The sequence below is a fragment of the Traorella sp. mt218 genome, assembly GCF_055420025.1.
Genome location: NZ_JBVAYM010000002.1, coordinates 108,892 through 121,048 on the forward strand (window position 1 = coordinate 108,892; position 12,157 = coordinate 121,048).

Annotated in this window: 10 protein-coding genes; all 10 read left to right on the plus strand. The window is 40.4% G+C overall.

Going from position 1 to position 12,157, the window contains the following annotated elements:
* The first annotated feature begins 11 nt into the window (after window positions 1–11).
* The 10 genes from ACZYT3_RS01675 to ACZYT3_RS01720 all read left to right on the plus strand — a co-directional run bounded on the left by ACZYT3_RS01675 (window position 12) and on the right by ACZYT3_RS01720 (window position 12,081).
* Window positions 12–227 carry a hypothetical protein gene (locus ACZYT3_RS01675; RefSeq protein ID WP_464087451.1) on the plus strand — a complete coding sequence of 72 codons (216 nt, stop codon included), beginning with the start codon at window positions 12–14 and terminating at the stop codon, window positions 225–227.
* A 108-nt stretch (window positions 228–335) separates the two neighbouring features.
* Window positions 336–896 carry a hypothetical protein gene (locus ACZYT3_RS01680; RefSeq protein ID WP_464087452.1) on the plus strand — a complete coding sequence of 187 codons (561 nt, stop codon included), beginning with the start codon at window positions 336–338 and terminating at the stop codon, window positions 894–896.
* A gap of 55 nt (window positions 897–951) precedes the next feature.
* Complete coding sequence (locus ACZYT3_RS01685; RefSeq protein ID WP_464087453.1) at window positions 952–2,772, plus strand: SpoIIE family protein phosphatase; 1,821 nt, start codon at window positions 952–954, stop codon at window positions 2,770–2,772.
* Between the two features lie 20 nt (window positions 2,773–2,792).
* Complete coding sequence (gene tilS, locus ACZYT3_RS01690) at window positions 2,793–3,983, plus strand: tRNA lysidine(34) synthetase TilS (protein WP_464087454.1); 1,191 nt, start codon at window positions 2,793–2,795, stop codon at window positions 3,981–3,983.
* 25 nt (window positions 3,984–4,008) lie between these two features.
* The gene (gene hpt, locus ACZYT3_RS01695; protein ID WP_464087455.1) at window positions 4,009–4,548 is read left to right on the plus strand and encodes a hypoxanthine phosphoribosyltransferase; all 540 of its coding nucleotides are present in this window, start codon (window positions 4,009–4,011) and stop codon (window positions 4,546–4,548) included.
* 20 nt (window positions 4,549–4,568) lie between these two features.
* Window positions 4,569–6,599, plus strand: coding sequence for an ATP-dependent zinc metalloprotease FtsH (ftsH, locus tag ACZYT3_RS01700; protein ID WP_464087456.1), 2,031 nt, complete (start codon window positions 4,569–4,571; stop codon window positions 6,597–6,599).
* A gap of 47 nt (window positions 6,600–6,646) precedes the next feature.
* The gene (gene hslO / locus ACZYT3_RS01705; protein WP_464087457.1) at window positions 6,647–7,513 is read left to right on the plus strand and encodes an Hsp33 family molecular chaperone HslO; all 867 of its coding nucleotides are present in this window, start codon (window positions 6,647–6,649) and stop codon (window positions 7,511–7,513) included.
* Window positions 7,510–8,505 carry a tRNA dihydrouridine synthase DusB gene (gene dusB / locus ACZYT3_RS01710; RefSeq protein WP_464087458.1) on the plus strand — a complete coding sequence of 332 codons (996 nt, stop codon included), beginning with the start codon at window positions 7,510–7,512 and terminating at the stop codon, window positions 8,503–8,505. Before hslO ends, dusB begins: the two co-directional genes overlap by 4 nt.
* Before the next feature lie 7 nt (window positions 8,506–8,512).
* On the plus strand, window positions 8,513–10,450 hold the full coding sequence (gene lysS, locus ACZYT3_RS01715) for a lysine--tRNA ligase (RefSeq protein WP_294560656.1): 1,938 nt from the start codon (window positions 8,513–8,515) through the stop codon (window positions 10,448–10,450).
* A 452-nt stretch (window positions 10,451–10,902) separates the two neighbouring features.
* Complete coding sequence (locus tag ACZYT3_RS01720; protein WP_464087459.1) at window positions 10,903–12,081, plus strand: leucine-rich repeat domain-containing protein; 1,179 nt, start codon at window positions 10,903–10,905, stop codon at window positions 12,079–12,081.
* The last annotated feature ends 76 nt before the right edge of the window (window positions 12,082–12,157 follow it).

Sequence of the window (12,157 nt, forward strand, 5' to 3'; positions counted from 1 at the left end):
AGGAGATTTGGATGAATAGTAAATTAGAAGAGAATAAACAAATGTTATATGGGCTGGTTTTGTTTGTTTTGGGACTTATTTTAATTTTTATTTCAAGAAATAGTACAGGATCTCATTTTCAGGATTTTATTACCGGTATTTTAATGGGTCTTGGTGTAGGGGTGCTGCTGGTTGGCATCGTGCTGATATTTCTGTTTGTTTTTAAGAAAAATAAGGGTGAGCGTTGATCGTATCCTGGGATACGATCTCTTTTTTTTCAAAAAAAGAAAAAAGTTTTACGAATTTTTGGGAAAAATCGAATTTGTGTGCATATTAAATAGTAGGAGGTATTTAATATGCAAGTAAAAGATATTGAAGCGTTTTATGATGTATGTGTCAGTCAGAAAGAACATGTGATCCAGCAGGAATGGGAAAAGTTATGGGACTGGTTCATTGAGGAAAAGAAGGATGAATATGCCAAGATCACATATAAGGAAGGGGTCCAGCGACTGGTCAGTGAAAAAAATTATAATACACGGCGCAATATTCCTTCATCTAAGGCTTTGGGGTTTACGATTGAACCCGGGGATATCTGTTATACGGATTTTGGACAGGCCTATCTGTATGAAGCGGGTTATCAGCATTTTGGACTGGTGATTGCAATCGTGCATTTTAAAGCTTTGATCATTCCGATGACGAGCAATGAGCGGACGTATAAAAAATCATTGACAAGTGATGGTACATATTTATTTCCTTTGGGAGCGATCGATGGATTATATAAGGAATCGGTTTTATTTCTAAATGATGCGAAGTTTATCAATACGGCACGTATCATTGATGTGAAGGCACATGTGCCGACAAATTCAAAACTTTTCATAGATATTAAAAACAGATTTAAAAGTTTGATTTTGGAGTAATTTCGACAAGGTATCCTTTGTTTATCCTTTATAGTAGCAAACAAGGGGGATTTGTATGAGAACACTCAGTGCACAGCGTGCGGCTGTTAAGATAGATTGGAAACCGTTTTTCTTTTTGGTATTAGGTCTGATCATGACCTTTTCGTTTTCATTGCAGCTGTTGATTGCGATATTTCCATATGTGTTCATGCAATCGACAAGGGAAAAGATTGCTTTTTTGATACCGACATTTTCACTTTATCTGGTATCACCGCTGCTTTTGATACAATTCTGGATCTTTGTTGTCGGATATCACCTGTTTGCCTATTTTGTACGTTTATGCAGAGGTAATATGGTGAATGCTTCAAAGCTTTATGTAGCCTTATGTTCTTTTAGTATTGCATATTTCAATACGAATGATCTTAGAATAGCCCTCAGCTTTTTCGTGATTCAAATGATCTATTATCATGAAACCATGAAATCGTTTGAATGGATGAAAAAGGATATGCCTTTGCCTTCACCAATTTATGCATTGATGGCGATTGGCATCGTTTGTATGATAATTCAGTATATGAGCGGATATGTGGATGTATTCATGACATTAGGCTTGATTTTTATTTGTTTTGGTTGTTCACCGCTGATTAGTATCACAAGTTTCTTTCTTTTGAATCTGATTGCTCCGGCAATCAGTTTTGAAATATTTGTCTATATATTCTTATTATCACTTTTAAAAGAACAGCTGGGATTGATGATCCTTGTATATCTTGGCTTGTTTATGAGCCAGGTGCAGCAGGTTGAACAGCTTTTGATCGTAGGCCTGTATCTGGTATTCCTGCTTCTTTTAAGCAAGGAAGGGATACCGGTATTGAATGAAATTCATGCTTCAAATTCAAATGCTTTTCTACATAAACAATTGATGCATTTTTCTTTGATTTTTGATCATCTGGGTACTTATTATGAAAGTGTGTCGAATGTAGAATCTAATTTTTTGAAAAGTATGTCGAAGGCGCTTCATTATACATCTAAAAAATGCATGCAGGATGATCATTCGGCGGAGTTTATACGGAATCAGGTACTTTCTATTTTAGAAGGCTATGATATCGGATATGAAGAAATTAATGTTGAGGTGAATGAAAATGGACATATTCAGATTGAATGTTTGTTGACCCATTTCGGCAGCAGTGAGGTAAAGGAAGTCCTGCTGCCACTTTTAAATCACATCTTGCCGACACCGGTGGAGTGTTCATCAAGCCGGCAGTCGTTTCTTCATCCGGGCGTTCTGCATGTCGAATTTATATCTACACCACCGATCCATATTGATGCTTATGCAGATCATGCGCCTACGACTTGTTGCGGAGATTCCTTTTCGATCTTCCATCATTCCCGCAATGTTTATTGTCTGATCAGTGATGGTATGGGCAGCGGTAAAGAGGCAAGCAAGATATCGAAGTGTATCGTGAATCTCTTCCAGCGGATGATCTTTTCAAATATTGATGAGATCGAGGCGATGAACTGTATCAATAAGCTTTTATTGAGCGATGCCTATGCTACATGTGATGTGCTGTCATTTGACCGTTATAAGAAAAGCGTTGTCATATGTAAATCGGCGGCAAATCCGACTTATCTCATACGGAATAAGGAATTGTTTGCGATATGGGGGAATTCGTTGCCTATCGGTATCGTGGCTCATATTGATGTCGATCATATTCATGTCGAAGTGGAAAAGGGAGATTGGTTTGTCATGAGCAGTGATGGGGTCAATGTGGAAGAAATCTTGCGTTGGATGAAAAATAGTGAGGATCAAAGTGCCCGTAAAGAAGTGGAGAGTTTTGTGGAAATCATGAAAGAAAATAAGCGAAGTGATGATTCTACCATTTTACTTGCGAAAGTACAGTGATATTGTGGTATAATCATACTATGAATAAATACTGTGTGGCTGTTTCCGGCGGATGTGATTCGATGACATTGTTAGATCAGTGTATCCGCAAAAAAATGAATATTATTGTTGCTCATGTCAACTATCAGAAAAGAGAATCTGCGAAAAGAGATGAGAATCTTGTACGAGATTATTGTGAAAGGTATCAGATTCCTTTTTTTGTACGTTATTGTGATCCACACTATAAGGGGAATTTTCAGGCTTATGCCCGCCGCTTCCGCTATGAGTTTTTTAAAGAGCTTTGTGAGCAGGAAAACTGTGACAGCGTTTTGGTGGCTCATCAGCAGGATGATCTGTTTGAAACGTATCTGATGCAGTGCCGGCGTAAAAGCATCCCTTTGGTTTATGGCTTGGCAGCGAAGGTGAAGCATCATGGCGTCGTGATTGAAAGACCTCTTTTAAACATGAGCAAAAGGGACTGTTACAATTATTGTTATGATCATGAGGTACCTTTTGGTGAGGATGAATCCAACTTTAGTAATGATTATCTGCGTAATCGCTTAAGAAGAGAGGTCGTAGATACCTGGGATGAAACAAAACGGCAGGAGGTCCTTACTGAAATCAACAGACGTAATGCTGAGATGCAGCAATATCAGAAGGAAATCGAAAGGATCGCAAAAGAGCTTGGAGAGGATCTGCCGATTGAGAAGTTTAAAAAGCTAAAGCACCCTCAGGATGTATTGCGTGCATGGCTGAATCATCAGGGTGTCGGCTATTCCTTGAGCGAAAGAAGAATAAGAAGCATCTGTGAAACCATCCTAAAGGATGAGAGCCGCTATGAGTTTGATATCGATGATTGTAAGCTTATGAAAAGCTATGATGTTTTACAGCTTGTAAGAGATATTGAGTATGCTTATACCTTTGATAAGATCGAAGAGTTTGATTGCGAATATTTTAAGATCCGTAAAAATGGCAGCAGCGTAGAAGCTGTGACTTTGTCGGCTGAGGATTTTCCGATTACGATACGTTCGCCGAAAGAGGGGGATCAGATCGAGCTGCGATTTGGGAAAAAGAAGCTGAATCGTTTCTTTATTGACAGAAAAATATCACATAAAGAGCGGAAAAGTTACCCTGTTGTTGTGAATTCTGTGGGAAATGTTGTTTTAGTGCCTAAAATAGGGTGTGATGTGAAACATTATACTGTCAAACCAAATTGTTTTGTGATAAAATAGCTATATCGTTTTGGAGGATGTGCTGATGCATAAGGATGTAAAGAAGATTTTAGTCAGCGAAGAAGAAATTGTTCGACGCTGCAAAGAGCTTGGTGAAGAAATAACAAAAGACTATGAAAAGAAAAATGAACTTCCATTGGTAGTAGGACTTCTAAAAGGAAGCGTTCCTTTCTTGGCAGAGCTTGTCAAGTATCTGGCTATGGATATCTGTTATGAATTTATGGATGTATCCAGCTATGAGGGAACGGAATCGATCGGTGATGTGAAGGTGAATCTGGATCTTCGCTCTTCAATAAAGGGAGTACCTGTGCTTTTAGTGGAAGATATTATAGATACCGGAAGGACCGTTCAGGAGGTAAAACGCCTGTTGAAGCATAAAGGTGCAAGTGAAGTGCGTGTCGTTTCGCTTCTGGATAAACCGGATCGGAGAGTTGTGGATATTGAGGCTGATTATGTCGGCTTTAAGGTTCCAAATGAATTTGTAATCGGATTTGGTCTGGATTACAATCAGAAATATCGTAACCTGCCTTATGTAGGAGTGTTAAAAGACGAGTGTTATCAGTAGATGAAAGTGAGGAAAGCTAAATGAACAGGAAAAGGATTATTAATGTTATTCCTTATATCTTAGCTCTGTTTGTATTTTTAAGTTTAACGAGTGTTTCGAGATTCAACAATACGGAGTATTTAGCTACCAATGCCTTTTTGAATCAGGCAGAAAAGATGACTTTTAAAGATGTCAATATTTCAGTTGGTAGTGTGATCGTTAGTGTAACAGGTGTCTATGAGAAAAACGGACAGGATGTTTCTTTCTCAACGAGTGTTCCGAATACTGAGGCAAATATTCAGTGGCTGCAGGAGGTTCTTAATGAAGGAAATAATTCGGTAACGATTTCGGATCCGTCTAATACGTCACGATGGATCGAGTTGATCATGCCGATCGGTTCGCTTTTGTTGCTGGGTGGTGTATCCTTTTATCTTTTTTCTAAGGTGATGCAGCAAGGCGGCGGCAATAAGCAGGCCTTTGAATTTACAAAATCCAGACATCGTGTTGAATCGGATGTAAAGGTTCGTTTTGATGATGTAGCGGGATGTGAAGAGGAAAAAGAAGAGGTTAAGGAAATTATCGATTATCTGAAGGATCCTAAGCGATTCTCTGATATGGGAGCACGTATTCCTAAGGGAATCCTGATGGTAGGTCCTCCGGGAACCGGTAAGACGTTGCTGGCTAAGGCGGTTGCCGGTGAAGCGGATGTACCGTTCTTCTCGATATCAGGTTCTGACTTTGTGGAAATGTTTGTCGGTACCGGTGCCAGCCGTGTACGTGATATGTTCAAGAGTGCCAAGAAAGCAGCTCCATGTATCGTCTTCATCGATGAAATTGATGCGGTAGGACGTCAAAGAGGTGCCGGTATGGGCGGTGGCAATGATGAGCGTGAACAGACGCTGAATCAATTGCTGGTGGAAATGGATGGTATGACGCAGAATAACGGAATCGTGATCATTGCGGCTACCAACCGTCCGGATGTATTGGACCCTGCCTTATTGCGTTCAGGACGTTTTGACCGTCAGGTAACGGTAAGCTTGCCGGATAAGCGCGGACGTACAGAGATTCTGAAAGTACATGCCAGAAATAAAAAACTGGCGAAGGATGTATCTTTGGAGGATCTTGCGAAAAGATGTCCGGGATTCTCAGGTGCCGATCTTGAAAACGTGTTGAATGAGGGTGCTATCTTAGCTGTCCGTGAAAATCGTAAGGAAATTACGATGGCAGATCTTGGTGAGGCCATTGACCGTGTCATGATGGGGCCGGCTAAGAAGAGCAAGAAATATTCTGCCAGTGAAAAACGTCTGGTGGCTTATCATGAAACAGGACATGCAATCATCGGTCTGAAGCTTGAAGGAGCAAATATCGTAGAAAAAGTGACGATCATTCCAAGAGGCCATGCCGGTGGATACAATCTGATGCTTCCGGAAGAAGAAAAGATGTTCCCGACAAGAAAGGACTTCATGGATCAGATTACGGGTTATCTTGGTGGCCGTGTCTGTGAAGAAGTGGTCTTCAATGAAATCAGTGCCGGTGCCAGCAATGATATCCAGCAGGCAACGAAGATTGCGAAAGCCATGGTTCGTTCTTATGGTATGAGCAAATTGGGGCCGATCCAGTATGCAGATGATTCCGGAAATGTTTTCTTAGGTCGTGATTATTCAAGCAACAGTGCAAATTATTCAAGTGAGATTGCATTTGAAATTGATAAGGAAGTACGTCGTATCATTAATGAATGTTACGAAAATTGTAAACGTATCATCATGGAAAACCGTGATCTGATCGATCTGATTGCCGGTAAGCTGATTGAAGAAGAAACGCTGACGAGTGAACAGATCAAGAATCTGGTGAAATATGGTACGCTGACAAAGCCTGAAGAAAATATTGAAGAAAAGCCTTCTACGGAAGTGAGTGACGGTGTTGAAGTGGTGGACAGCTTGGATCATGTCCCGAATTCTGAAACGATCGAGATCGATGAAGAAGGAATGGTAACGACACCAACAACTGAAATTGAAGGAAATGTCGTGGTGGATGACGGGGAAGATCAGGACCCTGTTACACCGAAAGAATAATTAAAAGGTGCAGCAGTGATGCACCTTTTCTAAGTCAAGGAGCAGGTATGAAAGATGAATTAGTAAAAGCACTGGTGTGTGGAGAAAGGGTACGTGTGATCGTGGATTCCACGACCAATTTGTGTGAAGAAGCAAGAAGAAGACATGATTGCTGGCCAACAGCGGCAGCGGCTTTGGGACGAGTATTAAGCATTGGCTCTATCATGGGCAGCATGCAGAAAAATGAAAATGAAAAAGTAACGATCCAGATCAATGGCGGAGGACCGATCGGAACGATCATGGTGGATTGCTTTGCCAATGGCAATGTGCGTGGCTTTGTGGGTGATCCGCATCAGTTTTATACGTATAATGATACGGGCAAGCTGGCTGTCGGAGTGGCTGTCGGCAATCAGGGAACGTTAAAGGTCATCAAGGATTTAGGATTGAAGGATGATTTTGCGGGAACCGTACAGCTGCAGACAGGTGAGATCGGTGATGATTTTGCTTATTACTTTACGGTTAGTGAACAGATCCCAAGTGCTGTTTCTTTAGGGGTACTGGTAGAACCTGATAATTCAGTCAGTGCCGCAGGAGGGATGCTGATCCAGATGCTGCCGAATGCGACAGAAGAAGATATTGAAAAGGTGGAAGGTATCTTAAAACAGATCAAACCGATGTCACAGCTGATCCATGAAGGAAAGAGCTGTGAAGAAATTATTAAAGAAGCCTTTGATGATGCGGTTATTTTAAGTCATCAGGATATCAGATTCGAATGTCATTGTTCAAAGGAGCATATGAAAGAGGCTTTAATGACATTGAGTCATGAAGAAAGGCAAGCGATGATCGAGGAAGATCATGGCTGTGAGATCGTCTGTCACTGGTGCAATACCCGTTATCAGTTTACGGAAGAAGAGTTAAGAGAATTAGAAAAATGAAAATCGGAAATGTAGAAATTGAAAATCCTGTCGTGATCGCACCGATGGCCGGAATCACCAATCCGGCCTTTCGTCAGATATGCAAACAGTTTAAGGCTGGGCTGGTTTATACAGAGATGGTTTCTGATAAGGCCATTTGTTTTGAGAATAAAAAAACGTTGGGGATGACCGAAGTATTGGAGGATGAGCATCCCTTAACGATGCAGATCTTCGGTCATGATATCGACAGCATGGTACAGGCGGCAAAATTTCTGGATACTCAGACAGATTGTGATATCATTGATGTCAATATGGGATGTCCGGTAAATAAGATCGTAAAATCGAATGCCGGCAGTGCTTTGATGAGGGATGAAGAGTATGCGGCTGAACTGATGCATGAGATCATTAAGCATGTGAAAAAACCGGTAACGGTCAAGATGCGTGTCGGATGGGACAGCGAGTCTAAGAACTGTGTATCATTGGCGAAGAAGCTTGAAAGCGCAGGGGTCAGTGCAATTGCGCTTCATGGGCGCACAAAGACACAGATGTATGAAGGTAAGGCGGATTGGTCGTATATCAAAAAAGTAAAAGAAGCGGTTCAAATACCTGTGATCGGTAATGGTGATGTTCGCAGTGTGGAGGATATGATAGCTATGCTGGAAGAAACCGGCTGTGATATGGTGATGATCGGCCGAGGTGTCCTGGGTGATCCGTGGCTGATCCAGCGTTGTGTTCATTATTTGGAAACGGGTGAAATTATTCAGGATACAGGTGTTGAAGAAAAGTTTGATTTAGCTTATAATCATGCTGTAAGCCTATGTGAATTAAAGGGTGAAAGAGTCGGCATGAAGGAAATGCGAGGACACGCGGCGTGGTATATGAAATCATTGAGGTATTCACACCGAGTGAAAGAAAAAATTTCGATGATGTCTACATTGGATGAATTTCAAGACATCTTGGTAAATTATAAAAATTCCTTGGAAAATGATGACTGGAATTGGCTGGAAAGGTAGGGAAAGAATGGAAAATCATGAGTTAAATTTGACGGAACAGGAAATCGTCCGCCGTGAAAAGCTAAAGGATCTGGAAGCAAAGGGTATCCTTCCTTTTGGTGAACGTTATGACCGGACACATAAGTCGGGTCAGATCCGTGAATTATTTGAAGATAAGACAAAAGAGGAATTGGAAGAATTACATCAAAAAGTAAAGATTGCCGGAAGGATCATGACGAAGCGTCTGATGGGGAAAGCAGGCTTTATGCATATCCAGGATATTGATGGACAGATCCAGATCTATGTCCGCAAAGATATGATCGGTGATGAGATGTTTGATGTATTCAAAAAAGCGGATCTTGGAGATATCGTCGGTATCGAAGGGATCGTGATGAAAACAAATCATGGGGAGCTGTCGATCAAGGCTGAGGTTTATACGCATCTGACAAAGGCCTTACGTCCATTGCCTGAAAAATATCATGGCTTGGTGGATGTAGAGGAACGTTATCGCAGACGTTATGTCGATCTGATCATGAATGAAAGCTCCCGAAGAGTTGCTTTGATGCGTCCAAAGATCATCCGTGCCGTTCAGCGTTATTTTGACGGTAAGGGATTGATCGAAGTTGAAACACCTGTTTTACAGCCAATCTTAGGCGGTGCCAATGCTCGTCCGTTTATAACGCATCATAACACGTTAGATATGGATTTCTATTTGCGTATCGCAACTGAATTGCCATTGAAGCGATTGCTTGTAGGTGGTCTGGAAGGTGTTTATGAAATCGGCCGTTTGTTTAGAAATGAAGGTATGGATGCAACGCATAATCCGGAATTTACAACAGTAGAAGCCTATGTTGCTTACAGTGATTTAGAAGGTATGATGGATCTGATCGAAGGTATGATGAGCTATGTTGCTATGGAAACCTTGGGCACGACTGAAATTACATATCAGGGACAGGCCATCTCTTTAAAGGCACCATTCAAGCGTATTCATATGGTCGATGCCATCAAGGAAGAATGTGGTGTTGATTTCTGGAAGCCGATGACGTATGAAGAAGCAAAGGCATTGGCAAAAGAACATGATATTGAAGTAGAGGCACATCATACAGGTGTTGGTCATATCATCAATTTATTCTTTGAAAAATACTGCGAAGAAAAGATGATCCAGCCAACCTATGTATATGGTCATCCGGTGGAAATATCACCATTGGCAAAGAAAAATCTAAAAGATCCACGTTTTACAGATCGTTATGAATTATTCATCTGCGGACATGAGTATGCAAATGCATTCTCTGAATTAAATGATCCGATCGATCAGCGTGAGAGATTTGAAAAGCAGGTCGAAGAAAAGAATAAAGGAAATGACGAAGCCTGTGAAATGGATGTTGATTATGTAGAGGCTTTGGAATATGGTATGCCTCCTGCCGGTGGTGTCGGTGTGGGTATCGACCGGCTGGTAATGTTATTGACAGATCAGTCAACGATTCGCGAGGTTCTCTTGTTCCCACACATGAAATTAGTAGGTGGAGCCAAGAGCGCACATAAAGCAAGTGCAGCCGAAGCATCTCAGCCAAAAGCAAGTTTGCCTGAAATTGATTTTTCCAAGGTAGAAATTGAACCATTATTCAAGGATTATGTTGATTTTGATACCTTCAGCAAGTCTGATTTCCGTGCAGTAAAGGTAAAAGAGTGCCGTGCAGTACCGAAGAGCAAGAAACTGCTTGAATTTGTATTGGATGATGGCAGTGGAGAAGATCGTACGATTCTAAGCGGTATTCATGAATATTATGAACCTGAAGAATTGGTAGGTAAGACATTGATTGCCATTGTAAATCTTCCTGCTCGTAAGATGATGGGAATTGATTCCTGTGGTATGATCATTTCGGCGATTCATAAAGAAGATGGCGAAGAACGTTTGAATCTTCTGATGGTAGATGACCGCATTCCTGCCGGGGCTAAGCTATATTAAAATAAAGCTCATGATAGTATTTGACTATTGTGAGCTTTTTATATGGAACAAAAATGTTCAAATATGCTTATGAATTTTATGTTTTTCACTCCATTGACTATGTATATCATAATGATTATAATAAAAAAAGAGCTTAATGTGCAATTCACTGAACGATAGAAATAATCTCTAAGTATCGTGAGTAAATTCATAGCATGCTTCAAGATTAAGCCCTAAAGAATACCAGAGAGGTGATGGAGAAATTTTTAAGTTGGCTTAAGGATCGTTGTTCTAATGTAATGCTGTAAAGCAAGCTGGTTTTCAAAAGAAATTGAGGGAACCAAAGCTGATCGAAATGAAAATAACGGATATACATCTGATATTGACTCTCATTAATTGTGAGAGAAAATAGATGTGAGTGAATTTCACTACTGAAAACTGGGATCATAAAGAATAAGAAAGAGAGGAATCATATGAAAAAAACTTTTGGTAAGATAAAGTTAATGGGTCTTGCCATTATCTTTACGTTAGGTTTGCTGTTTTTCCCTAATGGTACTACGACTGTATTTGCAGCTGAAGTTGCCAGTGGAAATGGATGGACGCTCGATGATGCAGGTGTCTTTACTTTGACAGAGGATATTCCTTATGTTGAAGGGCAGCCTTATGAATGGGCACCTTATGCTGAACAGATCAAAGAAATCGTTGTGGCAGAAGGAGTTACGGAAATACCTGCCATCGCTTTTTCTTCCTACAATGGTGTGAATTACAGTCAATTGCAGAAAGTAACCATGTCATCAACAGTAAAAGTTATAGGACTGTCTGCCTTTGCTGATAATCCAACGCTTACAGAGGTATATCTCAATGACGGACTGGAAGAAGTTAAAAATGTTGCTTTTGGCGGAGCTGGCTTTACGGAAATAAGGCTTCCTGAAAATGTATTATGGTATTCAGATGTATTTTATAATTGTGATAATCTTGTGTCAGTTACGATTCCGGCAGGTTCAAGATGGGAAGGGGCCAATGCACAATTCTACGGATGTGACAATCTGACGTATGTGTACATAGAAGAAGGAGTAGATACCATTCCGTTTACTTTTTTAAATGCTTGCCCAAGCTTAAAATATGTATGGGTGCCAAGATCTGTTACCACTATACAGGGAACGCCTATTTTGGATGGTGCATGCATCATTGGATATAAAGGTACTGTTGCAGAAGATTATGTAAATTCTCCAACCGGGGAATATAACCACTTAGTTTTCCATGCTATTGACGGAGATGAACATAGTTATGGTGAATGGCAGACAGTCAAAGAAGCAACTTGTACAGAAAACGGATTACAAAAACGTACATGTGACATCTGTCATACTGAACAGACACAAGAAATAACAGCAAACGGTCATGTATGGGATGATGGTACGGTTACTCAAAAAGCAACTGTGGATGCTGAGGGAATTATGACCTATACCTGTACTAAATGTGGTGCAACTAAAACTGAAACGATTGCTAAATTAGGACAGGAACAAAAAGATCAAAATGATGTGAGTCAATCACCGAAAACAGATGATTACAGTAATATATCGTTATGGATGATGCTGCTGTTAGTATCCATCGGTATGATGTTAAGTCTAAATGCTAAGAAAAAGCTTTCTTAATTCATAACGATCTATCACTAAAAATCAGTATGAGATATTCATCATTTATGAATATCTCTTTTTTTGTGAATGAGAA

Bases quoted from the DNA above. Each gene is read 5' to 3' on its own strand.
- lysS (WP_294560656.1), top strand. From the start codon at position 8,513: ATGGAAAATCATGAGTTAAATTTGACGGAACAGGAAATCGTCCGCCGT.
- dusB (WP_464087458.1), top strand. From the start codon at position 7,510: ATGAAAATCGGAAATGTAGAAATTGAAAATCCTGTCGTGATCGCACCG.
- ACZYT3_RS01685 (WP_464087453.1), top strand. From the start codon at position 952: ATGAGAACACTCAGTGCACAGCGTGCGGCTGTTAAGATAGATTGGAAA.
- ftsH (WP_464087456.1), top strand. From the start codon at position 4,569: ATGAACAGGAAAAGGATTATTAATGTTATTCCTTATATCTTAGCTCTG.
- tilS (WP_464087454.1), top strand. From the start codon at position 2,793: ATGAATAAATACTGTGTGGCTGTTTCCGGCGGATGTGATTCGATGACA.
- ACZYT3_RS01680 (WP_464087452.1), top strand. From the start codon at position 336: ATGCAAGTAAAAGATATTGAAGCGTTTTATGATGTATGTGTCAGTCAG.
- ACZYT3_RS01675 (WP_464087451.1), top strand. From the start codon at position 12: ATGAATAGTAAATTAGAAGAGAATAAACAAATGTTATATGGGCTGGTT.
- hpt (WP_464087455.1), top strand. From the start codon at position 4,009: ATGCATAAGGATGTAAAGAAGATTTTAGTCAGCGAAGAAGAAATTGTT.
- hslO (WP_464087457.1), top strand. From the start codon at position 6,647: ATGAAAGATGAATTAGTAAAAGCACTGGTGTGTGGAGAAAGGGTACGT.
- ACZYT3_RS01720 (WP_464087459.1), top strand. From the start codon at position 10,903: ATGAAAAAAACTTTTGGTAAGATAAAGTTAATGGGTCTTGCCATTATC.